The organism is Herbaspirillum sp. SJZ106 (genome assembly GCF_006715495.1).
Lineage (GTDB): Bacteria > Pseudomonadota > Gammaproteobacteria > Burkholderiales > Burkholderiaceae_D > Herbaspirillum.
The window spans coordinates 42,609-68,923 of record NZ_VFNI01000009.1; the positions used below are offsets into that span (position 1 = coordinate 42,609).

Annotated in this window: 18 protein-coding genes; 12 read left to right on the forward strand and 6 right to left on the reverse strand. The window is 64.3% G+C overall.

Going from position 1 to position 26,315, the window contains the following annotated elements; genetic code table 11:
- Positions 1-60: 60 nt before the first annotated feature.
- The 4 genes from FB598_RS20185 to FB598_RS20200 form a co-directional block, all read right to left on the reverse strand.
- Positions 61-2,463 (reverse strand): TonB-dependent receptor, encoded by a 2,403-nt coding sequence (locus FB598_RS20185; protein WP_141918301.1) that lies wholly within the window; start codon positions 2,461-2,463, stop codon positions 61-63.
- Positions 2,464-2,532: 69 nt separating this feature from the next.
- Positions 2,533-3,264: a TonB family protein gene (locus tag FB598_RS20190; protein ID WP_141918303.1), complete on the reverse strand. Its 732-nt coding sequence runs from the start codon at positions 3,262-3,264 to the stop codon at positions 2,533-2,535.
- Between the two features lie 2 nt (positions 3,265-3,266).
- Positions 3,267-3,671 (reverse strand): biopolymer transporter ExbD, encoded by a 405-nt coding sequence (locus tag FB598_RS20195; RefSeq protein ID WP_141918306.1) that lies wholly within the window; start codon positions 3,669-3,671, stop codon positions 3,267-3,269.
- Between the two features lie 141 nt (positions 3,672-3,812).
- Positions 3,813-4,409 (reverse strand): hypothetical protein, encoded by a 597-nt coding sequence (locus FB598_RS20200; protein ID WP_255464011.1) that lies wholly within the window; start codon positions 4,407-4,409, stop codon positions 3,813-3,815.
- 201 nt (positions 4,410-4,610) lie between these two features.
- Here FB598_RS20200 and FB598_RS20205 point away from each other — a divergent pair, with 201 nt between their 5' ends.
- The 6 genes from FB598_RS20205 (at position 4,611) to FB598_RS20235 (ending at position 10,982) form a co-directional block, all read left to right on the forward strand.
- On the forward strand, positions 4,611-4,973 hold the full coding sequence (locus tag FB598_RS20205) for a winged helix-turn-helix domain-containing protein (protein ID WP_141918308.1): 363 nt from the start codon (positions 4,611-4,613) through the stop codon (positions 4,971-4,973).
- 114 nt (positions 4,974-5,087) lie between these two features.
- Positions 5,088-5,312 carry a hypothetical protein gene (locus FB598_RS20825; protein WP_183405841.1) on the forward strand — a complete coding sequence of 75 codons (225 nt, stop codon included), beginning with the start codon at positions 5,088-5,090 and terminating at the stop codon, positions 5,310-5,312.
- Positions 5,313-5,387: 75 nt separating this feature from the next.
- On the forward strand, positions 5,388-6,644 hold the full coding sequence (locus tag FB598_RS20215) for an Hsp70 family protein (protein ID WP_141918311.1): 1,257 nt from the start codon (positions 5,388-5,390) through the stop codon (positions 6,642-6,644).
- A gap of 857 nt (positions 6,645-7,501) precedes the next feature.
- Positions 7,502-8,347, forward strand: a complete 846-nt coding sequence (locus tag FB598_RS20225; RefSeq protein WP_141918317.1) for a MurR/RpiR family transcriptional regulator — start codon at positions 7,502-7,504, stop codon at positions 8,345-8,347.
- A gap of 481 nt (positions 8,348-8,828) precedes the next feature.
- Complete coding sequence (locus FB598_RS20230) at positions 8,829-10,274, forward strand: MFS transporter (protein ID WP_141918346.1); 1,446 nt, start codon at positions 8,829-8,831, stop codon at positions 10,272-10,274.
- Between the two features lie 36 nt (positions 10,275-10,310).
- The gene (locus tag FB598_RS20235; RefSeq protein ID WP_141918319.1) at positions 10,311-10,982 is read left to right on the forward strand and encodes an aspartate/glutamate racemase family protein; all 672 of its coding nucleotides are present in this window, start codon (positions 10,311-10,313) and stop codon (positions 10,980-10,982) included.
- 26 nt (positions 10,983-11,008) lie between these two features.
- On the opposite strand, the gene FB598_RS20240 is transcribed toward FB598_RS20235, so the two are convergent.
- Positions 11,009-11,851: an aldo/keto reductase gene (locus FB598_RS20240; protein WP_141918322.1), complete on the reverse strand. Its 843-nt coding sequence runs from the start codon at positions 11,849-11,851 to the stop codon at positions 11,009-11,011.
- A 469-nt stretch (positions 11,852-12,320) separates the two neighbouring features.
- On the opposite strand from FB598_RS20240, the gene FB598_RS20250 reads away from it, so the two are divergent.
- The 4 genes from FB598_RS20250 (at position 12,321) to FB598_RS20265 (ending at position 21,354) form a co-directional block, all read left to right on the forward strand.
- Entirely contained in the window at positions 12,321-14,594 is a 2,274-nt protein-coding gene (locus FB598_RS20250; RefSeq protein WP_141918325.1) for a CHASE2 domain-containing protein, read from the forward strand.
- Positions 14,595-15,076: 482 nt separating this feature from the next.
- Entirely contained in the window at positions 15,077-16,702 is a 1,626-nt protein-coding gene (locus FB598_RS20255; protein WP_141918327.1) for a ShlB/FhaC/HecB family hemolysin secretion/activation protein, read from the forward strand.
- Between the two features lies 1 nt (position 16,703).
- Positions 16,704-20,369: a filamentous hemagglutinin N-terminal domain-containing protein gene (locus FB598_RS20260; RefSeq protein ID WP_141918329.1), complete on the forward strand. Its 3,666-nt coding sequence runs from the start codon at positions 16,704-16,706 to the stop codon at positions 20,367-20,369.
- Positions 20,370-20,430: 61 nt separating this feature from the next.
- Complete coding sequence (locus FB598_RS20265) at positions 20,431-21,354, forward strand: FecR domain-containing protein (RefSeq protein ID WP_141918332.1); 924 nt, start codon at positions 20,431-20,433, stop codon at positions 21,352-21,354.
- Positions 21,355-21,356: 2 nt separating this feature from the next.
- Here the strand turns inward: FB598_RS20265 and FB598_RS20270 are convergent, their stop codons facing one another.
- Positions 21,357-22,130 (reverse strand): MBL fold metallo-hydrolase, encoded by a 774-nt coding sequence (locus tag FB598_RS20270; protein ID WP_141918334.1) that lies wholly within the window; start codon positions 22,128-22,130, stop codon positions 21,357-21,359.
- 428 nt (positions 22,131-22,558) lie between these two features.
- On the opposite strand from FB598_RS20270, the gene FB598_RS20275 reads away from it, so the two are divergent.
- Entirely contained in the window at positions 22,559-24,196 is a 1,638-nt protein-coding gene (locus FB598_RS20275; RefSeq protein ID WP_141918336.1) for an HD family phosphohydrolase, read from the forward strand.
- Positions 24,197-24,459: 263 nt separating this feature from the next.
- Positions 24,460-26,040, forward strand: coding sequence for a hypothetical protein (locus tag FB598_RS20280; protein ID WP_141918339.1), 1,581 nt, complete (start codon positions 24,460-24,462; stop codon positions 26,038-26,040).
- Positions 26,041-26,315 lie beyond the last annotated feature (275 nt).

Here is a 26,315-nt window from a genome sequence, read left to right on the forward strand (position 1 = left end):
CTTTTGCAGGTATTCAGGGCGGCGGCCCTTGCGCGCCGCCGCCCCTGGGGTTGGCCGCGATCAGAAATCCGCGGTCAGCGTGACGGTGAAGGTGCGCGGGGCGCCGATATAGAACGATGGCGCAGTGCCGGCGATGCTGCCCACCGCGTTGGCGTTGGTGGTGAACTGGCTGCCGCTGCCCGAGCTCAGGTTCAGGTATTGCTTGTCGAACAGGTTGTAGAGATTGAAGCGCAGGGTCGGTTTCTTGAGCCAGGAGGTCGACGCAAAGGTGGCGCCGGCGCCGGCATTGAACACGGTGTAGCCGCCGATGGCGTCATCGTTGACCAGCGTGGTGTAGCGGTTGCCGGTGTACTTGGCCTGGCCGAACACATACCAGCCGTCCTGCTGGTATTGCAGCGCGAGGCCGGACAGCCAGTTCGGCGTATCCGGATACTCCTTGCCGCTGGTGGGCAGCGAGTTGCTGGCGTCAACCTTCATGTTGTCCTTCATCTTGCTCTTGATGTAGGACAGCGAACCGTACAGCGACAGGTTCCTGGTCAGCGCATAACCGGATTCCAGTTCCAGGCCCTTGGAGGTCGAGTCGCCGACGTTGTAGTCGGTCTTGGTCGCGGTCTCCGGGTTGTAGGCGGTGGCGATGCGGTTGCGGTAGTCGATGTAGAACACCGAGCTGGAGAAGGTCCACTTGTCGGTGTTGTAGCGGTAGCCGAGGTCGTAGTTCCAGGAGGTCTCCTTGTCCACCGGGACGTTGCGCACGGTGCCGCCGGTATAGGCGCCGTTGACGAAGCTGCCGCCCGAGATCAGGCCGAAGTAGGAGAAGTTGCCCGGCGCCTTGAAGTTCTTGGCGGCGTTGAAGAACACCGACTGCGTCTGGTCGAGCTGGAAGCGCACGCCCACGCTGGGCAGCAGGTCGGAGTAGGACTTCTTCACCGTGTAGAAGCCGCCGGCGCTCTGGCTCGGGTTGTTGGTGAAGTCGCGGTCGATGCTGGAATAGCGCGCGCCGAGCTGGACGTTGAGCTTGTCGTTCATCAGGCTGATGCTGTCCTGGAAGAACGCCGACTTGCCGGTGCTGATGGTGAGCGTGTCGCGATATTGCACGACGCTGCCGTCCTGGTTGCGCAGCCACAGGTCGGGATTGTTCTGCCACATGTCGGCGATGTTGCCGTTGTTGTCGATGGTGGTGTACTGGCCGGTTTGCTGGTGGCGCGCGCGCTCGTACCAGTAGCCGAACATCAGCTTGTGGTTGTCGATCTGCTGGTTGTACTTGAGCGTCACGCCGGGGCGATAGGTGCGGGTGCGGCTGCCTTCGTAGGCGAACACGGTGTCCCTGGTGTCGCCGTCGCCGTTGACGTCGCGCACGCCGCCGCCCAGCAGGTTGCCGGCATTGCCTTCGGTGATGGTCTGCAACTGGTTGCCGCCGGTGCCGAAGCCGTACCAGAAATAGGGGCTGACATCGACGCTGGCCGTCGGGCTCAACTGGAAGTGGCCGTTGACGGTTGCCAGCCAGTTCTTGAACGGGTTCAGGTTGTACGCGTAGTACAGGTCCTTGTTGCCGATGTTGATGCCGGCGTTGGGCGCGTAGGTGCTGTCGTTCTGGGCCGTGCCGTTCACGCCCGGCTGGTGCACCGGCACCTTGGTGCCGAAGTCGTAGTTGGGGCCGAACTGGGCAATCTGGGCCTTGGTCAGCGAACGGTAGTTGTTGTTGATCGCGTTGTTGTACATGAAGCCGGCATCGATGAAGCTGCCCTGGCCGAGATCGAGCTTGCTGTTGAAGTCGATGTGCTGCTTGTCGGCGCCGCCGGCGCCCTTGAACTTGTCGGCCGTGGTCTTCGAATACGACAGGAAGAACTTGAAGCGGTCATTGAACAGCTTGCCCGAGTCGAAACGCACATAACGCTTCCACAGGCTGTTGGAGCCGACCGAGGTGGAGACGCGCACGCGCTGCTGGTCTTCCGGCGCGCACATGGTCATGCCGATGTTGCCGCCGGAGGCGCCTACGTGCGGCGCTTCGGTATCGGTCGAGCCCTGGGTGACGAAGATGTCGCACAGGTTTTCGGCATCGGTGTATTCCTGCGGGTAGACCGCGAAGCTGCCGGAGTCGTTGACCGGGGCGCCGTTGATGGTGAAACCCAACTGGTCGCTGTTGAAGCCGCGCACGCGGATGTTGCCGCCGAACAGGCCGCTGCCGTCCTGGTCGTAGGTGTTCACGCCCGGCAGCAGGCTGATCATCTGGTACGGGTTGCCGGTCGGGCTTTGCTTTTCCATGTAGTCGCGGTTGACCGAGCTGCGCGCCTTGGGAGATTCTTCCTGCTGGATCAGGCCGGTGGCCTGGGCGGTGCCGCCATTGCCTTGCACGGTCACGGTGCCGACGTCGGTGGTGCCGGCGGTTTGGGCGTAGGCGGCCGTGCCGGCCGCCATGAAGATCCCGGAGATCAGCAGCGATAGCCGGGTAAGTTTGCAGTGCATATTATTTCCCCTGAGAGTGATGGTGATGCATTTGTAGGAATACCGCCGCCGGGCCCGGCGGCGTTGGAACTATCCGGAAACAGGAATGAATTCCAGGTCGGCGGTGAAGCGATGCGTGTTCTCTCCGCTCCAGCTGCCTTCCGGGAAGGCGGCGAAGGCGGCGCGATTGATCGTTTTGCGCGCGGCGTCGTCGAGCAGCATGGAATTGGACGATTCATCGATGCCCAGATCGACCACCGAGCCGTCGCGCTTCAACACGAACCAGACGCGCACCTTGCCTTGCGGCCTGAGCTGGCTGGCTTCGCGCCCGGTCGGATAGCGCTTGATGCTGTTGAGGTGGGCGCGCAGTTTGGCCACGTATTGCGATTCGGCGTTGGCGGTATTGGGTTGCGGCGCAGGCGCCGGCTGTGGGGCCGCCGGTTGCGGGGCTGCGGCAGGTGCGGGCGCCGATGGCGGCGCGGTGCTGGCAACCGCTTGGGGGAGCGCCGCCAATGGCGCGGGCCCCTGGGTCAGCGGGCGCTCCTGGGTTGGCGGGGCAGGCGTGGGTTTGGATGCCGGCACGGGTTTGGCCTGCGGCTTGGGCGGCTCGACCTTTTTCGGCGGTTCGGGCGGCGGTGGAGTTTCAATCTTGGGCGCCGGCAGGGCTTCTTCGAACAGCGCGATCTGCATCGGCGTCGGGTCTTCGTGGCGCTTGAGGCGCGTGCTTTGCTGCACGCCGGCCAGCACCAGCGCCAGCAGCACCAGCAGCGACGGCAGGCTTGCCAGCGATTCGCGGAAGCGGAAAAGGAAAGGCGTGCGCATGGTCACTGCTTGCGGGTGGCGATCGAGATCGAATCGAAGCCGCCGTGCTTGAGCTGGTCCATCACGTCGACCAGCTTTTGCACTTCCACGCCGCGGTCGCTGTTGATGATCAGGTTCAGCTTCTCGCCTTCCTTGGGGATCTGCTTGAGACGGGCCACCAGGCCGTCGACCGGCGTATCCTGGCCGTCCACCTGCAGCGCGTCCCTGGTGATGGTGATGATGGCCTTGGCCTGGGGCTTGAGGTCTTGCGCGGTGCTGGAGCCGGGGAGCTGGGTCTTCAGGCCGAGCGCGGGGATCACATTCATGCTGATGAGCACGAAAAACACCAGCAGGAACATCATCACGTCGATCATCGGAATGATCTCGACGCGGGCTTTTCGTTTCTTGGGTTCATCCCAGCTACGCATGCTGCAACTCCTCGGAAGCATTGTTATACGATCCATAACGCTATAAGTTTTATAGCGATGCGCAGCGTACCGAGAAATTATGTCGTGCGTATTACATCAACCGGGTTGGTGTAAGGATCTGTTGGCGAGGAAGGCGCGGACTTACCTGCGCGGCAAGCGGATGAAGGACAGCAGGAATTTGAACAGATAGGCAACGATGATGGAGCCGGACAGATCGCCGATCGACATCACGATCAGCCCGCTCCAGAAATGCGGGGAGACGCCGCGCATGACGAACCAGATCAGCTGGAACAGCGGGTTGGTCAGCGCATACAGCAGGATGCAGGCCATCAGCCGGGTGGTGGTCAGGTTCGCCAGCGAGCGCCGCAAGTCCATGCCCGAAAGGGTGAAGCGGTAGGCGAGATAAGGCGCCGCCGCCGAGATCAGGCAGTAGCCGGCAGCCGTGATGGGGTCATGCGGGAACAGCCGGTAAGTGGCGGCGGTGGCCAGCGAGCCCAGCAGCAACCCGGCGCAGCCGGCTTCGGCAAACAGCAGGGTGCAGATCAGCCGCACGCCGGCCGGCAGGTAGATCCAGGCGATGCCTTCGGTGAATTCGGTCTGGCGGAATAGCCATTCGTTGAGGCTGTAGAACAGGAAATAGCAAATGGCGGTGCCTGCCGCGGCGGCAAGGTGGGCGCGCAAGGTCGACTGGGGATTGGGCGAGGCATCCATGACGGCGCGTATGTTACCGATTTCCATGCTGCCCTGCAGCAGGCAATCCCGCGCTGTGGTGAAATCGCCCGCACGGCGCGGCGGAAAAGCGGGCAATGTTGCGCGATGGCGGCGGCGCGCGTATGATCCGCTATCGAATCTGGAACAATCTGGGCCAGATCGGCTGCCAGCAGCGATATAGCGAAACTAACAACGCGAAACTGACAACGCGACATCAACAGCGTGGCTATGGGTAAAGACAAGAGGCCTGCGGATATCTATCTGCGTTTCCTGCAATTGGCCGATGCATTACGGGGATTGCCTTCCTTGGCATCGCTGGATCCGCTGGAAGACCGGATCCTGGCGTTCATCGCCCGTGCCGGCCAGGAGCAGCAGCGCCTGTCGGTGCGCGACCTGATGGCGCAGAGCGAATTCGGCTCGCCGGCGATGCTGCATACCCGCCTCAAGTCGATGCGGGAAAAAGGCTGGATCGTGCTGGCCGACACCGAAGACCCGCGTCGCAAGCAGGTCGAACTGAGCCAGGCCGCCTGGCTGCATTTCGACAAGCTCTCCAAATGCCTGGTGCAGGCAACCCGCAACGCCGACGACTGAATTCCCGCGCGCCATCGCCTGCGCGCATTTTCTTGCCATCCCCGCATCACCTCCCGCATCGTCACACGGGCGACGCATCCGGCCGCCGCGCGCGACGCCTTTGCCGCCTCCGCCATGGCGGCGCAGTCGCTGCTGCTGACCGGCGTGCGACTGCAAGACGGCGGCCACGGTTTTTTCCTGGTCAACATGCCGGTCAACTTCGACCTGCAGGAAAGCGGCAGCGGGTTTTCGCCAATGATGCCGGAGCGGCAGGCGCGTCGCTCCGGCATTGTCATTTGGCGGGCGCGTATCGTGTTGCCGACAAGGAAACATGGCCCGGCGGCATGTTGCTTGCTTTGAACACGGCGGCAATGCCGTGCAGACAAGCATGCCCCTTTTCTATATGATTGCCGGCCCAAAATGAAGGAGTAATCGATGGCCAACGCATGCGGGGTGGATTTCGGCACCTCCAATTCCACCGTCGGCTGGCTGCGTCCCGATGCGGGCCAGTCCCTGCTGCTGCCGCTGGAAGACGGCCGGGCGACGCTGCCATCGGTGGTGTTCTTCAACGCCGACGAAAACGAATTCAGCTACGGCCGCAGCGGCCTGAACGAATACCTGTCCGGTTATGAAGGCCGCCTGATGCGTTCGCTGAAGAGCCTGCTCGGCTCCGGCGCCATCGACGGCCAGACCGAGGTCGGCGGCCGGGCCTTGCCTTACCGCGGCCTGCTGGCGCAATTCATCGGCGAACTGAAGAAGCGCGCCGAACGCGCCGCCGGCACATCCTTCTCGCGCGTGGTGATGGGGCGTCCGGTGCATTTCGTCGACGACGACCTGGCCGCCGACCAACTGGCGCAGGATACGCTGGAAGAAATCGCGCGCAGCGTCGGCTTCACCGATATCGAATTCCAGTTCGAACCGATCGCCGCCGCCTTCGATTACGAGTCGCGCATCGACGGCGAAGAGCTGGTGCTGATCGCCGACATCGGCGGCGGCACCTCGGACTTTTCGCTGGTGCGCCTGTCGCCGCAGCGCGCGGCGCGCCAGGAGCGGCGCGACGATATCCTGGCCAACGGCGGCGTGCACATCGGCGGCACCGACTTCGACAAATATTTCAGCCTGTCCTGCGTAATGCCGTTGCTGGGCCTGGGCGGTCGCCTGGCTGGCAACGCCGAGGTGCCCTCCAGCTATTACTTCAACCTCGCTACCTGGCACACCATCAACCAGCTTTACACGCGCAAGACCTGGCAGCAATTGCAGGATGTGGCGCGCGAAGCGGTTGACCGCGAGCGCTTCGCGCGCCTGCTCGACGTGGTGGAGCAGCGCTGCGGCCACTGGCTGGCGCTGCAGGTGGAAGGCGGCAAGATCGCCCTGTCCTCGCAAGAATCCGCCACGCTGGACCTGCAGCGCCTGCGTCCGGCGCAAACGCTGGAACTGAACCGTGCCGATTTCGATACCGCCGTTGAGCACCTGGTGCAATCGGTCGAGCAGACGGTCTCGGGCCTGCTGCGCCAGGCCGGACTGCGTGCGTCCGATATCGACAGCGTGTTCTTCACCGGTGGCTCTTCCGGCGTGAACCTGCTGCGCCAGCGCATCGGGGCGCTGGTGCCGGATGCCAAACATGTTGAGGGGGATTTGTTTGGCAGTATCGGTAGTGGTTTGGCAATTGATGCTGCGCGTAAGTTTGGCTAGATTGTTGGGTGTCTGGAGTTTGATGTTTTTTGGGTAGTCTGGTCTTGCTTCATGCAGATGTACTGGTTCTATGCTTTTCTTTCTCCGGTCGGAGCGGAGCGCCGGGAGCGGCCCGGCAGCCGCTCACTTTCTTTGCTTCGCCAAAGAAAGTAAGCAAAGAAAGGCGACCCCTAAGTGCCAGCCCCTTCGGGGTACCCGTTGGAGCGTCATGAAAAATGGGCGAGGCAGAGTCGCTACGCTCCGACTGCCTCGCTGATCCATTTTTCATGACACTCCAACGGCTGGCCCACAAGGGGAGAAAACCTGGACGCCTCGCCTGCGGCATCGGGCTTGGGAGGGGAGTTGCGCGTTGGCGCCATTCCTTGAACCAAGCCAGTCGCAAGCACCGCGATGCCGAAGGCGAGCCGGACAAGACGTCGCATCTAACCAGCCGGCGGATCGGGCAAAAAAATGGATCAGAAAAGCAGTCGGAGCGAAGCGACTCTGCTTTTCCCATTTTTTTGTCCGATCCGTCGGGAACCCCGAAGGGGCTGGGTAGTTGCGTCGCCTTCTTTTGCTTACTTTTCTTGGCGAGACAAGAAAAGTGAGCGGCTGCCGGGCCGCCCCCGGCGCTCCGCTGCGACCGGAGAAAGATAAGCATAGAGCCAGTACATCTGCACGTAGCAAGAGCAGACTACCCAACAAAACCTCAATTCAACACACCAACACGCAGCAAGACCAAACTACCCAAAGCTCGTACACCAACATAGCCCAATGCCATTCAACGATTAAGCATTTCATAAAATCATGAAACCGGCAGCACGGCTATCCATATACAATGCGCCGATCGTGACTCCAGGATGGCCCGCCCGCACTTCATGAGACCTTCTTCCGAATCCTTCGTGCGCCGCGTGCGCAGCAAGCTTGATGAACTGTCGGCCACCGAGCGCCAGCTGGCGGATTTCCTGCTGGAGTTTCCCGGCGAGCTGGCCAGTTATGCCGGCAACGAGCTGGCGCAGCTGGCCGGCGTGTCGCCGTCGACGGTGAGCCGCTTCATCCGCCACATCGGCTACGACAGTTATGAAGAGGCGCGCCGCCACGTGCGCGAGGAGCAGGAAGTCGGTTCGCCGCTGTTCCAGCCATCCTCGGGCGCGGCGCGCCATGTCAGATCGGTGGCGGCGCATTTCCAGCAATCGCAGGCCAACCTGGCCGGCACCTTCGAACGCCTGTCCGACGCTACCATGGCCGAGATCGCCAAGGCCATCGCCGGCGCGCCGCAGGTGCTGGTGTTCGGCAGCCGCAGCAGCCATGCCTTCGCGGTCTACCTGCGCTGGCAGATCATCCAGGTGCTGCCGCGCGTGACCGCCATCCCCGGTCCCGGCGAGACGCTGGCCGAACATACCGCCGGCCTGAGCGAGCGCGATTGCGTGATCGTGTTCGGCACGCGCCGCCAGACGCGCCAGATGGAACGCGTGCTGGATGCCGCCAGCCGCGCCGGCGCCCGCATCCTCTATATCAGCGACCAGGCCTCGCCCGATTACGCCGGCGCCACCTGGTCGCTGCAATGCCAGTGCCGCGGCCCCGGTTCGCTGGATAACCACGTGGCCGTGATGGCCCTGTGCGACCTGCTGGCCACCATGGTCATCGACGCCAGCGGCGCGGCCGGGCGCAAGCGCCTGGCGGCCGTGGAGCAGGGCCATGACGAGCTGGACGACTTCGGCTGAACGTTTCTCCCTCCAGTTTCCTGCCTGGAATTGGGATTTCAGCATGCCGGGCAGATTGAATCCCCATTTTCTTCCAGGCGCCGCACGCTGCCGGTGCGGCGGCGCGGCTGGCTTCACCAATTGAAGGCGGCCAGCGTCGGGAAGACTTGCGCCCGGGCAAAGGACTCTCCCGTCTCCCATCCTGCGGATTCGGCGCGATTGCGCCTCCGGCGTGGGTTTTGCGCCATCCGCATCAGCGCCATTGCGACAATGGCATACCAGCCCCGATGCTGGCACGGCGATTGCTATATGCCTCTCAGGAATGAAATTTAAATTTCAGTAAAAAATTAATTCTGAAATTGTCATTCCATTTGTCGACGCGGTGGACTAAAGTAAGTTACGCAGCGGCGGCCGTATCGGTCGCCGGGTTCCACAGCCATGACGCAGTAGCAAGAATCGAAGCATGACTTTCGTTTGCCATCCCACGCACGAGGAGCTGACCATGGCCGGACCCACACTTTCATCGCCGGATACCCCGCGCATCGCCGAGCTGGACGGCGCGCTGGACAAGATCGGCGTCACCCGTTCGCACCACACCATCATTTTCCTGATCCTGATCGGTTGCCTGTTCGACAGTTTCGAGCAGAACGCCATCGGCCTGGTCGGCCCCATGCTCAAGCAGCAATGGGGGCTCACCACCGCCGACATCGGTTTGCTGAATACCGTCACCTTCGCCAGCGCCGCCATCGGCCGCATCGTCTCCGGCCTGGTGGCCGACCGCTACGGCCGCCGCGTGATGCTGAGCCTGGACCTGTTGCTGTTTACGCTGGGCGCCGGCATCTGCGCGCTGGCGCCGGACCTGACGGTCATGGCCATCGGCCGCGCCATCGTCGGCTTCGGCCTGGGCGGCGAGATCGCCATCGCCGTCACCATGCTGGCCGAGTTCTGTTCCAGCAAGTTCCGCGGCACCGCGGTGGGGCTGGTCAACGTGGGCGCCGGCGGCCTGGGCAACTTCCTGGCGCCGGCCTTCGGCCTGCTGGTGTTTACCCTGTTCCCCGGCGAGAACAGCTGGCGCTGGCTGTTCTTCTGCCTGATGGTGCCGGCCCTGCTGGGCGCGTTCTACCGCCGCTATATCCCGGAAACGCCGCGCTTCTTGCTGTCGCGGCACAAGATCGCCGAAACCAACCAGGTGTTGTCGCGCCTGGCCAGCGGCAAGCTGTCCGGCCCCGCGCCTGAAGCGACGGCGTGGATCGCCGACGATGGCTGCCGCGAGCAGGCCGCGCGCGTGAAGGTGCGCTCGATGGAAATCTTCCAGGGCCCGCTGGCGCGCCGCACCGTGCCGCTGTGCATCGCCATCTGGATGACCTATGGCGCGCAGATATCGGTGCTCACGCTGATGCCGACCATCCTGGTCAGCCTGGGCTACAGCATGTCCAAGAGCCTGCTGTTTACGATGGTGATGCAAAGCGGCAGCCTGCTGGGCGCGATCGCCGCCTCGGCCTTCGGCTTCCACATGCCGCGCAAGCGCGTGCTGACCGTGGGCGCGGTGTGCGCCTGTGCGGCGGCGCTGGCGATCGGTTTCGTGGCCAAGAACATCGCCATGATCCTGGTGGCCGGCGCGGTGTTCCAGTTCTTCGTGCTGCTGTTGAACACCACCATCTGGATCTTCGCCCCAGAGCTGTATCCGACCCGCGTGCGCGCCTTCGGCACCGCCTTCATCCTGGCGACCGGCACGGCCGCCGGCGCCTTCATGCCGCTGGCGGCGGGGCGCCTGTTCGACGCCTTCGGCCTGGCCGGCGTGTTCGGCATGATCGCGGCGATGTATGCCATCTTCACCATCGCGGTGCGTACCGTGCCGGAAACCTACGGCAAGTCGCCCGACGCGCCGTTGGCGGATGGACCGGAGCAGGCCCCGGTCGAAGCCGCCGCGCTCGCCGGCCGCGGTTGATGCCGCCGCATTGAATCTACTTAACCCGAGCCGAGCATGCGCCATATCCTGCTGATCAATCCGAACTCTTCTGCTGCCACCACCGAGATGATGGTGGCCATCGCCGCCGCCGAACTGCCGCCGGGCTTTTCGGTCAGCGGGGTGAGCGCGCGCAGCGGGCCGGGCATGATCGTCAACAGCGCCGAGCTGGAGGCGGCAGCGCCCGAGGTGGAGCGCAACTGGCAGGAGTTCGGCCGCCAAAGCGCCGGCGTGATCGTCAGTGCCTTCGGCGACCCCGGCATCGAGCGTGTGCGCGCCGCCGGCAAGACGCCGGTAGCCGGCATTTGCGAAGCGTCGATGCTGGAGGCGGCGCAGGGCGGACGGCGCTTCGGCGTGGCGACGGTGACGCCGGAACTGGCCGGCGCCATCGCCGCCAAGGCGCAGCAACTGGGATTGGGCGGCCTGTACACCGGCATCCGCCTGACCGCAGGCGATCCGCGCGCACTGGCGGCCGACCCGCAGGCGCTGGAACAGGCGCTGGCGCAGTCGGTGCGGGAATGTGTGGAACTGGACGGCGCGCAGGCGGTGGTGATCGGCGGCGGACCGCTGGGCCAGGCGGCGATCGCATTGGCCCGGCGCTTCACGGTGCCGGTGATTGCGCCGATTCCGGCCGCCGTGCGCGACCTGCTGCGCCAACTGAACCTCGTCGATGCGGCGGCCGCGGCCTGAGTGTCCAGGGGGCTTGTTGACAGGCCCTAGAGCATCGCCAGGGGCAGCTTGCGGCGCGGCGGCGGGAAGGCGGCGTCGAGTTCCCTGAGGTCGGCGTCGGCCAGGGCAATGTCGAGGCTGGCGCGGTTTTGCCGCACGTGCTCCTGGCTGGCCGCCTTGGGGATGGCGATCACGCCGGGGCGGCGCAGCACCCACGCCAATGCGACCTGCGCCGGCGTCACGCCATGCCGCTGGGCGACGGCGGCCAGCGCGGCATTCTTCAGGATGCGCCCCTGTTCGATCGGCGAGTAGGCCATGACGGGCACGCCGCGTTCCAGCGATTGCGGCAGCAGGTCGTATTCGATGCCGCGCCGCGACAGGTTGTACAGCACCTGGTTGGTCAGGCACTGGTTGCCGTTTTCTTCTTCCAGCAATTCATCGATGTCGTCGGTATCGAGGTTGCTCACGCCCCAGCCGCCGATCTTGCCCTGCGCCGCCAGCGCCTGCATCGCCTCCACCGTGGCCGACAACGGGTGCGAGCCGCGCCAGTGCAACAGGTACAAGTCGATGCGGTCGGTGCCCAGGCGTTTCAGGCTGGCTTCGCAGGCGGCGATGGTGCCGCGCCTGGAGGCGTTTTGCGGCAGCACCTTGCTGACCAGGTAGACCTGGTCGCGGCGGCCGGCGATGGCGCGGCCGACGATCTTTTCGGCGCCGCCGTCGGCGTACATCTCGGCGGTGTCGATCAGCGTCATGCCCAGCTCCAGTCCGGCTTGCAGCGCCTTCACCTCGGCCGCCGCATGCGCGGCCGACTCTCCCATGTTCCATGTGCCCTGGCCCAGGGCCGGCACCTGGTCGCCATTGCGCAGCTTGACCAGCGGGATTTGCTTCATGCGTCCTCCTCTTGATAGGAATGCGCCGCCGGCGATGCCTTCACCCGATCCGGCGACGAAAATGCATTAGACCCCATTTTGGCTCCGGCTTCATCCCGCACCGCACATCGCATGGCGCCAATGCATGGCGGCAACTTTTCGATGGTTTTGTGGCCCCATGCCGGCGCCGCGATTGTGGTCGCGGGCAACTGCTGGCATGATCGCAACCAAGAAAAACCAAGGGGATTTATCCTAGATCCGGCAGTTGACCGCTTGCTATTATTTTTGGAGAGCCGTATGAACACAAACACTGGCAGTATCAATACCGTTCTCCTTGCTGGTGAGAGCGCTATGCATTCGCCGGCACCGCGCTCGCCGCACCATGCGGCGTTGTTCCTCCTTGCGCACAGCAGTGCGCCGCGTCGTCGCGCCTTGCCTGGCACGACGATCACGGCACCGGCGAACGCATTCAACCACCGGCTCTAGGATCATGTTCCATCGTTTGCGTCAGGCCTGCGCCAAATACTGGGCGCGCTGGTTGCTGGCACTGGTGCTGACCGGTGTGGCGGCTGCACAGGTGGTCGGCATGCTGCCGGGCGAGTGGGTGGGGCGGCTGGACCTGTTCTTCTACGACTTGCGCATGCGCGTGGCCAAGGCCGAGCTGGATCCGCGCATCGTCATCGTCGACATCGATGAAAAAAGCATCGCCGACATCGGCCGCTGGCCCTGGAGCCGCGACGTGGTGGCCGAGCTGGTCCGGCAGATGACGCAGACCTACCAGGCGCAGTCGGTCGGTTTCGATGTGGTGTTCGCCGAACCGGATACCAGTTCCGGTTATGCCCGCCTGGAAGAATTGGCCCAGGGCGAATTGAAGGATGTGCCGCAATTCACCCGCCAGTTGCAAAGCCTCAAGCCGCAGATGGACTACGACGCGCGCCTGGCCGAAGCCCTCAAGGGGCAGCCGGTGGTGATGGGCTACAACCTGTCCAACGAAGTGGGCGCCATCGCCAAGGGGCAACTGCCGGCGCCGGCCTTCACCGTGGTCGATCTCGGCGGGCGCCGGCTGGACGTGACGCACTGGCGCGCCTACGGCGCCAACCTGCCGCAGTTGCAGCAGGCGGCGCGCTCGGGCGGCTTCTTCAACCCGCTGCCCGACGAGGACGGCCTGATCCGCGCGGTGCCGCTGGTGGCCCAGGTCGGGGACAATTTCTACGAATCGCTGGCGCTGGCCACCGCGCGCGTGGCCCTGAACGGCAAGCGCATCAAGCCGGTGTTCCTGCAGAACGACGCGGTGCTGTCGGACGAACAGTTGCGCGACTATGGCGCGCTCGATTCCATCGCGGTCGATGTCAAGCCCGAGCTGCTGTTCATCCCGGTCGAACGCCACCTGACCACGCTGGTCACCTACCGCGGCCATGGCGGACCGGCCGGCGGCGCCTTCCGCTATGTGCCGGCGGTGGACGTGCTCCGCGGACGTGTGCCGCACGACCAGCTGGACGGCCGCATCATGCTGGTCGGCACTACCGTGCCGGGCCTCAACGACTTGCGGGCCACGCCGGTCAGCCCGGTCTATCCCGGCGTGGAAGTGCACGCCAACCTGATCGCCTCCATTATCGACGGCGAGTTCAAGCAGCGCCCGGAATTCGCGGTCGGCTACGACCTGGTGCAGATCCTGGTGATTGGACTGGCGCTGGGCATCCTGTTGCCGATGCTGGGGCCGCTCATGTCGATCCTGCTGACGGCGGCCGCCGGCGCCGGCATCGGCGCTTTCAATTTCTGGCTGTACAACGCCGGCGGCCTGGTGCTGCCGCTGGCCACCGCCTTGCTGCTGATCGCCGCGCTGTTCGTCTGCAACCTGGGCTGGGGCTACCTGTTCGAATACCGCAACCGCAAAGCCATCGTCAACCTGTTCGGCGAATACGTGGCGCCCGAACTGGTGGCCGAGATGGCGGCCAATCCCGAGAGCTACAACATGGAAGGCGAGATCCGCGAGCTGACCGTGATGTTCTCCGACGTGCGCGGCTTCACCACCATCTCCGAAAGCCTGCAACCCAACGAGCTGCGCGAATACATCAATCTCTACCTGACCGCCATGTCGGAAGACATCCGCGGCAACCGCGGCACCCTGGACAAGTACATCGGCGACGCCGTCATGGCCTTCTGGGGCGCGCCGCTGGCGCTGCCCGACCACGCCGCGCGCGCGGTCGCCACCGCGCTGAAGATGCAGCAGACCGTCATCGCGCTGAACCGGGAGTTCGCCAAGCGCAACTGGCCGCCGCTGAAGATCGGCATCGGCGTCAATACCGGCTCGATGCGCGTGGGCGACATGGGTTCCAGGATCCGCAAGGCGTACACGGTCATGGGCGACGCGGTCAACCTGTCTTCGCGGCTGGAGTCGATCACCAAGGTCTACGGCGTGGGCGTGCTGGTCGGGCAAGCCACGCGCGATGCCGCGCCGGGATTCGTCTACCGCGAGCTGGACCGCGTGCGCGTCAAGGGCAAGAACGAACCGGTGCCGATCTTCGAGCCGCTGGCGCCGGACGGCGAACTCGATGCCGGCCTGCGTGCCGAGGTCGGGCAATGGCATGCGGCGCTGGGGGCCTTGCGCGCGCAGCGCTGGGATGAGGCCGAGCGTGCGATTCTCGCGCTGCAGGAAAAATCGGCGCATGGCCTGTATGCGTTGTATCTCGGGCGCATCGCCCGTTATCGCAGCGAGCCGCCTCCCGCCGATTGGGATGGCGTCACCACGTTCGACACGAAATAAAACGACGATAAAGGCGTGACAAGCGTTCAAGCCGGCAATGGCTTGATGCATCTTTGCGCGAAATCATCAGAATAGTTTCCAGGCAGACAAAAATCCGACGCGTGAAAATGCCGTCGCGGCAGAGCGGGTGTGTTTTTTGATCGAATCTTGTCGACGCTGAAGAACCGAATCCCTATACTTTACATACGTCAAGAAAGGCTCATGCCGCGCAAGGGTTGGGCCGGTACTGACGATTCTGCTTCGAGGGGATTCCACCGTTTTCAATTTGCCATGCGCCGCAACGCAGCGGATGGCGCGCGCGTTTTTGCGCATCGGAGCGAGGATATTCCGGCGGCGGGGATCCAGGGAGACAGCCGAGACGGCACGATCCGCCGCGCCAGCGTTGCGTACTTGCGTACATGCATTCAAGAAAAAAAAGGGGAGGCGGGCCATACAGGCAACCGCTCGCACATATGATGAAACGCAGCTTTCAGCATTGTTTGATGGGGATGGCGCTGGCGACCACAGCGCTGGGGGCAATGGCGCAAGCCGCGCCGCAGGCGGCCGTGGCCGCTGCCGAGCCAGCCGACGAGCGCTTCGAGATCAAGCGTTTCCAGATCGATGGCAACACCCTGCTCACGGCGCAGCAGATCGAACAGGCTGTCGGGCCGTTCACCGGCGCCGGCCGCGTTTACGGCGACATACAGCAGGCTTTGGAGGCGCTGGAAAACGCCTACCGCCAGGACGGCTACAGCACCGTCCTGGTCCATGTGCCGGAACAGGAGCTGACCTCCGGCGTGGTGCGCCTCCAGGTGACGGAGGCCGCGATCGGCAAAGTCACCGTAGTCGACAACAAGCACTTCAGCGAAGCCAACATCCGCGCCAGCATTCCGGCATTGCAGCCGGGCATGGCGCCCAACATGCGCAAGATTTCGGAATCGCTGCAACTGGCCAACGACAACCCGGCCAAGCAGGCCAGCGTCGAGCTCTCCAACGCCGAAGCCGAAGGCAAGATCGACGCCAAGGTGACGGTGACCGACAATGACCCGTTCCGGGTGATTCTCACGCTGGACAATACCGGCTCCCCGGAAACCGGCCAATGGCGCACCGGCGTCGCCCTGCAGCATTCCAACCTGTTCAACCGCGACCAGGTCGGCACGCTGGCCTACACCACCTCGCCCGACAGCCCGTCGGGCTCCAAGGTCGACCTGTATTCGCTGGGTTACCGCCTGCCGCTGTACGGCATCGGCGACAGCGTGGATTTCATCTACGGTAAATCCAACGTGACCAGCGGCACCTCGCCCACGCTGGGCTCGCTGTTCGGCTTCACCGGCAAGGGCGATGTCTACGCGCTGCGCTGGAACCATTTCTTCGCTCGCAGCGGCGAATGGACCAGCAAGCTGGTGTTGGGCGCCGACTACAAGAAACTGGGCTCGACCTGCAGCTTCGCCGGCATTGAGCTTTCCACCTGCCAGCCGTATTCCACGCTGCCGTTGTCGGCCACCTATAGCGCGCAGCGCCAGAGTGTGGGCCAGATCCTCGACTACAACGTCGGCATCGCGCGCAACTGGGCGGTCGGCCGCAGCTACACCAGCACCAGCGGGCGTACCGACCGCTATTCCTTCATCGCCGGCAACCGCGATACGACCGACAACTTCGTCATTGCGCGCGGCGGCGTGTCGCTGCTCAAGGCGTTCGCCAGCGACTGGCAGATGCGCCTGGCCGGCACGGCCCAGTACGCGCCCGATCCGCTGGCGCCGGCCGAACAGTTCGGCCTGGCCGGTTCGACCGCCGTGCGCGGCTTTTCCGAACGCGCGGTCGCGGCCGACAGCGGCATGATCGTCAATGCCGAAGCCTATACGCCGGAACTGCTGGCCAAGAGCGAGCTCAAGGGCAACCTGCGGCTGCTGGCGTTCTACGACATCGGGCGCGGCTACAACAACAAGACCGCCGGCAGCGCGCTGGCATCCAGCATGACGGTGGCCAGCCTCGGTTTCGGCGCGCGCTACAACGTGGGGCGCGATTTCAACCTGCGCCTGGATGTCGCGCGCGTGTCCATCGCCGGCACTTCGCCAACAGAAAAACGCGGCGACCTGAATGCGCACCTGAGCGCGACCCTGGGGTTCTGACATGAAAAATACCGTACCCACCTCCGAAAGCCAGGGCGCCTGCGGCGCGCCGCCTGCCATCGAATTGTTGCCGCCGTCGCTGACGGTGCGCCTGGGCAAACGCCGCCTGACCCTGAGCTGGCGCGCGCGCAAGCCCCTGCCGGCGCTGTTGGGCCGCCTCCTGCTGCGCTCCTGGCGCCAGGTGCTGGCGCCGGTGCTGCGGGTGTCGGTGACCGCAGCCGCAGTGTGCGGCGCATGGCAAACCAGTGCGTTGGCCGCCGCGCCGGCGCCGGGCACGCTGCCCGCCGGCTGGAGCGTGGTCAATGGCAACGTGGTGTTCACGCAGAACGGCAACGTTCTCAATATCGATCAGCTTTCGCAGCGGGCGATCACCAATTTCCACTCCTTTTCGATCGGCTCGGACGCCGTCGTCAACATCAGCCAGCCCGGTGCGGCGGCGGCCTTCCTGGCCAAGGTGACCGGCGGCGACATTTCGCAGATCTACGGCAAGCTCACCGCGCCGGGCCTGGTGGCGCTGTACAACCCGAACGGCATTTTGATCGGCCCCGGCGGCACGGTCGATGTCGGCCGCTTCATCGCCTCCACGTTCAACATCAACGACAGCGATTTCCTGGCCGGCAAGCTGACCTTTTCCAGGCAGGGCGCGGTCGGCTCGGTGGAGAACCAGGGCACCATCAAGTCCGCCACCGGCGGCAGCGTCTACCTGATCGGCAGCGGCGTGACCAACGGCGGCATCATCCAGAGCCCGCAGGGCGAGGTGATCCTGGCCGCCGGCGAAACCGTGACCCTGGCCGACACCGCCACGCCGGGGGTGACGGTGAATGTGACCGGCAACACCGGCAATGTCACCAACCTGGGCGCCATCACCGCCGAAGCCGGCCGCATCGGCATTGCCGCCGGCCTGATCAGCAACAGCGGCACCATCAGCGCTTCCAGCGTGGTGCGCGAAGGCGGCCGCGTTTTCCTGCGCGCCTCGCAAAACCTGGCCACCACGGCCAGCTCCCGCATCAGCGCCGACGGCACGGCCGGCGGCAACGTGACGCTGTATTCGGATAACAAGGCCTTCATCGACGGCGACGTATCGGCCATCGGCGCGCCGGGCCGCGGCGGTTTCGTCGAGACTTCCGGCCTCAAGCAGCTGGACGTGGTCAAGGTGCCGACCGTGGGTTCGGGCGGCACCTGGCTGATCGATCCGTACGACCTGACGGTGGTGTCTTCCAGCAGCGCCCCGATCCAGGGCGGGATGTGCGGCACGGTGTATGCGGTGGGGTCGAGCGATGGCGGCACCGAGATTCTCAACAGCACCATCAACGCCCAGCTCAACCTGGGCGTCAATGTCACGCTGACCACCGGCAACGGAGGCAATTCGGGCGACGGCAATATCACGATCAGCGCGGATATCGTCAAGAGCGCGGGAGCCGCGGCAAACCTGACGCTCAACGCCGACAACAATATCAACATCAATGCCAACATCACCAGCACCTCGAACGGGCTGGACCTGGCATTGAACACCCGGCATAACGATTACAGCAATGTCGAGGGCGTCAGCCGCGACATCTCCATCGGCAACGGCGCGCGCGTGATCCTCAACGGCGGCACGATGACCGTCTCCGATGGCGGCGGCAAGCAGGGCAACGGCAACCTGTTGCTCGGCAACGGCAGCATCGTGATGGGCACGGGCGACACGCTCAATGCGGGCAATGTCACCATGGGCAGCAGCGGCCTGCTCAGCCTTGGCGGCACGGCGACGGTCAACGTGACGAGCCTGGCCAGCGACGGCGTCGTCACCGGCAGCGGCACGATCAGGACCGCGCAGGGTTTCTTCAACAACGGCACATTGGCGCCGGGCGGCGACGGCAATGTCGGCACCCTGAACATCGATGGCAACCTGACGCTGGGCAGCGGCAGCAAGCTGTTGATGGATGTCTCCAATGCGGGTTACGACCGGATCAACTTCCTGAGCTGCGGCACGGTAAGCCTGGGCGGCACGTTCCAGACGCGCTTGCTCAACGGCTACACGGCATCGGTGGGCACCGTCTATCAGATGTTCAATATCAGCGCCGGCGCGCAGTTCGCTCCCGGTTCTTATTTCCGCAACGTGACCGGCGACGTGCTGACCATTGGCGGCAACAAGCAGATGATCAAGGCCACTACGGAAAATGGCCTGACGCTGGCCATGGCCGGCTCGGCCACGCTGGCCGCCAACGGTAGCGATTCCGACTGGGGCAGCCTCGCGACCTGGGGCGGAGCCGGCTACATTCCGACCCAGATCGATACCGTCGTCATCGATAGCTGCATGACCGCGCACCACGGCATGGGCGCCGACACCATCGACAAGCTGGTGCTCAACGGCGGCAGCCTGGATATGTATGGCGGCAGCCTGACCGTGGCCACCTCGACCTCGGGCAGCGGCAGCATTTCCGTGACTTCGCCGATGAATGCCGATGCGACCACGCTCACGCTCAACAATGCCGCCACCGATGCCAATGTCTACGTCAATAGCGGCAACCTGGTGCTCGGCGGCGATACACGCTTCTACGGCATGGAGGTGCGTGGCGGCAACGTCACCGGCAATTCCGGATCGCGCCTGGTGGTGTCGGACGATTTCTACCAGAGCGGCGGCAACATGAGCCTTGCCGATGCCGCGCTGAGTTCGGCTTCCGGCACGCTGACGGTGGGCAATATCACGGCCAACAACCTGGTGCTGGAAGCGCGGAACGGCGATATTTCCCAGTACGGCAGCAGTTGTATGAGCATTGCCACCTCGCTGCACGTGACCAGGCAACTGATCGCCTCGGCCACCGGCAATATCAGCCTGGATGGCGCCACCAGCAACAACCAGATTGCCGCTTTTGCCGCCAGCAGCAGCGGCCAGGGCAACATCAGGCTGCTCAACCATCTCAATACCGATGACGCCAGCGTGGTGACCGTCAATGGCGTCAATGCCGCCAACGGCAGCGTCAACATCGAGAACTATGGCGCCATGCGCACGGCGGCGATCGGTTCGAATGCCGACTTCCTGGGCAGCTTGCCCGCGGCGGTCGACGGCACGCCCACCAGTGCCGCCACCAAGCTGGCCATGCTGGGCATTAATGGCGCCGGCCTGGTCAAGACCCGCGGCGCCGGCGCTTCGGTGAACATGTCGACGCACAGCCCGTTGACCATCGGTGCGGGCGGCGTGGACGCCAGCGGCGACATCGTGCTGACGGCGGGCAGTTCGGCCAACAGCGGCGCCGACAACCTGATCATCAATGGCCCCCTGTCTTCGCAGGGCGGCAACATTACGCTCGCCGCCGGCAACAGCATCGCCCTCAACGCCAATGTGACGACCTCGGCGCCGGGCCTGGCGACGTTGTCGGCCCCGGCGTTGAGCTACGCACCGGGGGTGAGCATCACGGATGCCAATGGGGTGCGCATACCGGTACCGCTTCCGCCTCCGGTCGACCCGATTCCTGTGGTGACGCCGGCTGGACCGTCGACGGCGCTGGTGGATAGCATCAACACCCTGATTGCGCTCGTGACGCAGACCATGGCGCAGACTTCCGGTTCGGCCGGGCAGGTCAGCATGACGAGCGGCGACCGTAGCGGTACGGGCAAGGAAGACGCAAAGGGCGCCATTGCAGAAGAGAGGGCAGCGCCCAAGGTAGCCAAGCTGTATTGCAATTGATGCGCCGGATCGTATGGTTTTCCCGGGCGCCGGTTTGCGGCGCCGGTTTTCAGGACTCAGTATGAAACCGTTGAATTATTCTCGTTGGGCAGTCATGGCGCGGCGGCTGGCCGGGTGGTGGATGGCATTGGCATTGCTGGCCGCCGCCGGTGCGGTGCAGGCGCAGGCGGTGGGGAAGGTGACGCACCTGTCGGGCCTGCTCACGGCCAGGCATGCCGACGGCACGCGCACCGTGCTGGCGGTGAAGTCGGCCATTCTCCAGGGCGATACGCTCATTACCGAACGCGAGACGTATACCAGGGTGCAATTCCTGGACAATGCCGAGATCGTGCTGCGCCCCGGCAGCGAGGTGGTGGTGGCCAAGTATGTCTACGACGAAAAGAAACCGGAAAACGATTCGGTGGCGATCAACCTGGTCAAGGGCGGCTTGCGCGCCGTGACCGGCCTGGTCGGCAAGCGCAACCATGATGCGGTCAGCTTCGACACGCCGACGGCGACGATCGGTATTCGCGGCACGACTTTCATCGCCCAGTTCTGCTCGAATAACTGCGGTGCGGCATCGCCGGTGTCGGGAGCAGGGTCGTTGCCGGCGCCGTTGCCTTTGCCGCAAGCGGCGCCAATCCAGATGCCAGCACCAGCAGCAACAGGGGCAATGACAGCAGAAACAGCATCAGCAGGCGCGGCACAAGCCGCAGCACAAACCGCAGCAAAAGCTGCAGCCGCGGCAATACCAGCAGCAGCGCCGGGATTGCCGCCGGGCTTGTATGTGCAGGTATTAGATGGCCTGATTAACGTGTCAAATCGGGGAGGCGCGCAGAATTTTAGTGCGGGCCAGTTCGGCTATACGCCTAACCTCACGACCCCGCCGGTCATTCTGCCGCAGAACCCCGGCTTGAAGTTCTTGCCCCCTCCGAGTTTCAACAGCACTCCGCCGGTCGGTCAGCAGACTGGCGCGGGTAAAGCGGTCGATTGCGTGGTGCGTTGAGTCTAGAACGCCAGGATGACGCCCGGCGCCAGCATGCGTGGCTGGTGCGGGCTGTTGCCGGCGGCGATTTCGCGGGCGATCTGCTCCTGCTGGCTGGGCTTGGCATGGGTCACCAGCACCTCCGGCCGCGCGCGCAGCTTTGCCAGTTCGGCCAGCAGCAGGCTGGGGCACAGGTGTTTGGACAATAGGGCCAGCTCGCGCTCGCGGTCGGCGAAAGCGGCCTCGATGATCAGGTAGCGCAGGTCGCCGACGGCATTGAGGGCTTCCCACAGCGGGTCGCAGATGCAGGTGTCGCCGCTGAAGGCGAGCGAGGCGCCGCTGGCCTGGTTGTGCAAGTGATAACCCACCGCCGGCACGGTATGCGTGGCCGGCAGCGGGGTGATGCTGCGCATGCCCAAGGTCACGGCCTGGCCGACCTCGATGGCGGCAAAGCGCAGGAAGGGATTGTCCGGCGTCGGGATCTGGCTGAAGTCGGGCCAGATCTGCCAATTGAAGATGTGCCGGCGGATGATGTCCAGCGTCTCGCGCGTGGCGTACATGGTGACCGGGCGCTCGCGCAGTTCGCCTACGCTGTCGACCATCAGCGGCAGGCAGGCGATATGGTCCAGGTGGGCATGCGTGATGAAGACATGGTCGATCGCGGCCAGGCGTTCCAGCGGCAGGTCGCCCACGCCGGTGCCGGCGTCGATCAGGATATCGTGATCCACCAGCAGGGAAGTGGTGCGCATGCCGTTTCCGCCGATGCCGCCGCTGCAACCGAGAATTTCTACGCGCATTGTGACTTGCCGTCCGATATAGTTATAGGCTGGAAGGCCGCCCCAGTGCGGCTGCCGATCGTTGGTTGCAACCCGGAAACCCCCGTCCGGACTGGGTTTGCGAACAATGTGGCAAACTATGCAACAGTGGTCGATGTTAAGTGATCCGCGCCCCTAAATCAACGAAAAGAAACCGGGCAAACAGGGCGGACTCTTCCATTCGTAGCCGGTATGATCTACCCGGAAATGTTTCAGTAAGGTAAGCTAAGGAATTGCAGGCGATTTAGGCCCGGGCTTGCCGCAATCTCCGGCGCGGGCGGGCTTTAAAATCCCCGGAATGCGAGTAGAGTGTCCGGGGAAAACACCGGATTTTGCACTCTGGCCGGCACACGCGGAAAACCGTAACGGCAGGCCCTGGCCACCCATCCACCGCAGCATCGGCAACCGCCATGGACAAGCACCGAGACATTTCCTACCGGCTGGACCAACTGACCGAACTGAGCATGGCGCTCAGCAACAACCGCGACCTGCCGTTGCTGCTCGAACGCATCCTGCTGACCGCCATGGACATCACGCAAGCCGACGGCGGCACCCTGTACCGCATCGACGAAAGCGACAACAGCCTGCAGTTCTACATCTCGGTCAACGGCAGCCTGAAGATGCACCAGGGCGGCAGCAGCGGGACGGCGATCTCGATTCCCAACATCGCGCTCAGGCTGCCCGACGGCGCGCCCAACCTGTCGGCGGTGGCGGCCTATGCGGCCAACACGCGCAAGTCGGTCAACATCCCCGACGTGTACCAGGCGCAGGAGAGCACCGGCTTCAATTTCAACGGCATGCGCATGTTCGACGAGAAGTACGGCTACCGCTCGCAGTCGATCCTGACCGTGCCCATGCAAGACCATAGCGGCGAGCTGCTGGGCGTGCTGCAACTGATCAACGCCACCGACCGCTCGGCAGGCAAGACGATCGCGTTCTCCGAGACCGACCAGCACTTCATCGAAGCGCTGGCCTCGCAGGCCTCCATCGCGATGACCAACCAGCAACTGATCCACCGCCTGGAAAACCTGTTCGAGAGTTTCATCAAGCTGATCAACATCGGCATCGGCGAAAAGTCGCCGCACACCGGCCGCCACTGCGAGCATGTGCCGGAACTGGCGATGATGATCGCCGAGGCGGCGCATGCCGCCACCGAAGGCCCGCTGGCCGATTTCCGCATGACCGAGGCCGACCGCCGCGAGCTGTGGGTGGCCGGCCTGCTGCACGACTGCGGCAAGATCAGCTCGCCCACGCACATCGTGGAAAAGTCGACCAAGATGGAAACCATCTTCGACCGCATCCACCTGATCGACACCCGTTTCGAGGTCTTGAAGCGCGACGCCGAGATCGGCGTGCTGCAGGAGAAACTGGCGCTGGGCGCGGCGCTCACGCCGGAAAAAAGCGCCGAGCTGGATGCGCGCCTGCAAGCCGAGATCGCCCTGATGGACGACGAGCGCGCCTTCCTCCACAAGAGCAACATCGGCACCGAAGGCATGAAGCCGGAAGACCAGAAGCGCGTGCTCGACATCGCCGAACGCCAATGGCGCGGCCCGGACGGCCGGATGCGCAAATTTCTGGACGAGGAGGAAGCCGGCAACCTGCGCATCCGCGCCGGCACCCTGAACGACGCCGAGCGCCAGATCATCAACAACCACATCGTGATCACGATCAAGATGCTGGAGTCGCTGCCCTGGCCCAAGCAATTGCGCAACGTCACCGAATACGCCGGCGGCCACCACGAGCGCATGGACGGCAAGGGCTATCCCAAGGGCCTCACGCGCGAGCAGATGTCGATACCGGCGCGCATCATGGCGGTGGCCGACATCTTCGAGGCCGTCACCGCCGCCGACCGTCCCTACAAGCGCGGCAACACGCTCAGCGAGGCGGTCGAGATCCTGGCCGGCTTTCGCGCGCGCAACCACATCGACCCGGACCTGTTCGACATCTTCATCCGCAACAAGGTCTACCAGCAGTACGCCGACAAGTTCATGCATGCCAGCCAGATCGACGAGGTCGACCTGTCGAAGATTCCCGGGTACGGCGGCTGAGAAGAAATCCGGGGATGTGCCGGTAATGTGGTTTAGCCATGACGAAAATAATTGCTGTCGTCCTGGCGAAAGTCAGGATCCAGTGTCGTTCAACGGCCATCGGTATGCAACGAAAGCCACTGGGCCCTGACTTTCGTCAGGGCGACGGGAGAGGGTTTTCGTGTCGACTGAACGGCATTCTGGCCGCCGGTGGGGTATGCTGGCGGCTGCAGGAGTCCCCCCCATCGCCCATTGCATGACAGCGCATCGAGGAACCGTCATACGTGTCTGAAGCAGTAATCCGAACAACCCAACCCGCCGGTGACAAACCCGGTAACTTCATCGGCCGCCATTGGCGCGGCGACTATTCCCTCGCTCGTTCCTACTGGCTGCATACGGTGCTGTTGTCGTCGCTGCTGCCGGCGTTCTCGATCTCGCTGCTGGCGCGGCTGACCAACGACATGCCGGCGCGCTACGGCGTGGCCGGGGTCTTGGCCATCGCTGCCTTCAGCTACCTTGCATGGATCTGGGGCGTGCGCGGCTGCTGGATGTCGGCCAGCCGGCATGTGGCGCGCGGCGGGCGGCGCTGGGCCGAAGTCGCGGTCAAGGTGCTGATCGTGTTCGGCGCCATCAGCCTGGTCTCCAGCACCTGGCGCGCTTCCCATTCCTTCCGCGAACAGTTCGACATCGCCCGCGGCAAGCAGCTGGGGCCGCCGGTGGTCTACCAGTTGCGGGTCGACGGCAAGTCGGTCCTGCTGCAAGGGGGCATGAACGACGGCGCCGCCGACGGTCTGGAGCGCCTGTTGCAGGCGCATCCGTCGGTCACTACCGTGGTGCTGTATTCGGCCGGCGGCTGGGTGCGCGAGGGCCGGCTGGTGGGCGATGTGATCCGCCGCCGCGGCCTCAATACCTATGTCGAGCAGGAGTGCTCGTCTTCGTGCACGCTGGCCTTCATGGCCGGGCGCGACCGCGCCATGGATCCGCGCGCGCATATCGGTTTCCATACGCTTTACACGGTAGGCGGCGACGACCGCATCAACAAGACGTTCGACCGCAACCTGACCTTCGACACCTACGGCAAGCTGGGCCTGCCGCGCGACTTCATCGCACGCATCGCCGACACGCCATCCAACAAGAGCTGGTATCCCGAGCAGGGCCAGATGCTGCAGGCCGGCGTGCTGACCCGCCTGGCGCCCGGCGGCGAGACTGCGCAACTGGCCACCATGGCCACCTCGCGCGATGTCCTGGAAGAGGAGTTCAAGAAAGGCGCGTTGTTCGACATCATGGCGCGCTACCACCCCAAGGATTTCGCGCACATGGTCGATCTGGCCTGGGCGCTGGCGCAGGCGCATGCTTCCGATGCCGAGATCCTGGCGGTGGGGCGCGAGCAGGTCGGCATCCTCAGCCGCAAACTGTTGCCGATCGCCTCGGACGAGTCGTTGCAGCAATTCCAGCAACTGGTGCTGGATCAGGCGGTGGCGCTGCGCGGCATCAGCGCGGCGGCATGCACCGAACTGATCTATCCGCGTTCGCGTGCCGACGCCGCGGCCGGCCGCGAGACGCCGCAAGCGGTGTTGCCGCAGGAATTCGCCAACCGCGAGATGGCGATGACGCAACGCCTGTTGCGCGACGCCGATCCGGCCAACGCCGTTCGCTTCACGCTGGGCGAACGCACCCGCGTGATCCGCCGTGCGCTGGCGCCGCTGTCGCAGGAACAACTGCGGCTGCTGTCTTCGCCGGAGCGCCGCCAGGCTGATCCGGATGCGACTTGCGATGCTTCGATCTCTTATCTGCGGGCGGTCAATGAACTGCCGGCTGAGGAGCGCAAGATTGCGTTGCGGGTGTTGTATTCGCGGGTGGATTAGTTGTATTGGTTTGATGTTTTTTTTGGGGGTAGTTTGCTCTTGCTGCTGGTCGATGTACTGGTTTGATGTTTTTGGGTAGTTTGCTCTTGCTACGTGCAGATGTACTGGCTTAGTGCTTATCTTTCTCCGGTCTAAGCGGAGCGCCGGGTGCGGCCCGGCAGCCGCTCACTTTCTTTGCTTCGCCAAAGAAAGTAAGCAAAGAAAGGCGGCCCCTAAGTGCCAGCCCCTTCGGGGTACCCGTTGGAGCGCCATGAAAAATGGGCGAGGCAGAGTCG

Excerpts from the sequence above, each read along its gene's own strand:
- FB598_RS20185 (WP_141918301.1), bottom strand. The coding sequence starts at position 2,463 with ATGCACTGCAAACTTACCCGGCTATCGCTGCTGATCTCCGGGATCTTC.
- FB598_RS20265 (WP_141918332.1), top strand. The coding sequence starts at position 20,431 with ATGAAACCGTTGAATTATTCTCGTTGGGCAGTCATGGCGCGGCGGCTG.
- FB598_RS20250 (WP_141918325.1), top strand. The coding sequence starts at position 12,321 with ATGTTCCATCGTTTGCGTCAGGCCTGCGCCAAATACTGGGCGCGCTGG.
- FB598_RS20190 (WP_141918303.1), bottom strand. The coding sequence starts at position 3,264 with ATGCGCACGCCTTTCCTTTTCCGCTTCCGCGAATCGCTGGCAAGCCTG.
- FB598_RS20225 (WP_141918317.1), top strand. The coding sequence starts at position 7,502 with ATGAGACCTTCTTCCGAATCCTTCGTGCGCCGCGTGCGCAGCAAGCTT.
- FB598_RS20255 (WP_141918327.1), top strand. The coding sequence starts at position 15,077 with ATGGGGATGGCGCTGGCGACCACAGCGCTGGGGGCAATGGCGCAAGCC.
- FB598_RS20270 (WP_141918334.1), bottom strand. The coding sequence starts at position 22,130 with ATGCGCGTAGAAATTCTCGGTTGCAGCGGCGGCATCGGCGGAAACGGC.
- FB598_RS20235 (WP_141918319.1), top strand. The coding sequence starts at position 10,311 with ATGCGCCATATCCTGCTGATCAATCCGAACTCTTCTGCTGCCACCACC.
- FB598_RS20825 (WP_183405841.1), top strand. The coding sequence starts at position 5,088 with ATGGCGGCGCAGTCGCTGCTGCTGACCGGCGTGCGACTGCAAGACGGC.
- FB598_RS20240 (WP_141918322.1), bottom strand. The coding sequence starts at position 11,851 with ATGAAGCAAATCCCGCTGGTCAAGCTGCGCAATGGCGACCAGGTGCCG.
- FB598_RS20205 (WP_141918308.1), top strand. The coding sequence starts at position 4,611 with ATGGGTAAAGACAAGAGGCCTGCGGATATCTATCTGCGTTTCCTGCAA.
- FB598_RS20260 (WP_141918329.1), top strand. The coding sequence starts at position 16,704 with ATGAAAAATACCGTACCCACCTCCGAAAGCCAGGGCGCCTGCGGCGCG.
- FB598_RS20230 (WP_141918346.1), top strand. The coding sequence starts at position 8,829 with ATGGCCGGACCCACACTTTCATCGCCGGATACCCCGCGCATCGCCGAG.
- FB598_RS20215 (WP_141918311.1), top strand. The coding sequence starts at position 5,388 with ATGGCCAACGCATGCGGGGTGGATTTCGGCACCTCCAATTCCACCGTC.
- FB598_RS20275 (WP_141918336.1), top strand. The coding sequence starts at position 22,559 with ATGGACAAGCACCGAGACATTTCCTACCGGCTGGACCAACTGACCGAA.
- FB598_RS20195 (WP_141918306.1), bottom strand. The coding sequence starts at position 3,671 with ATGCGTAGCTGGGATGAACCCAAGAAACGAAAAGCCCGCGTCGAGATC.
- FB598_RS20200 (WP_255464011.1), bottom strand. The coding sequence starts at position 4,409 with ATGGAAATCGGTAACATACGCGCCGTCATGGATGCCTCGCCCAATCCC.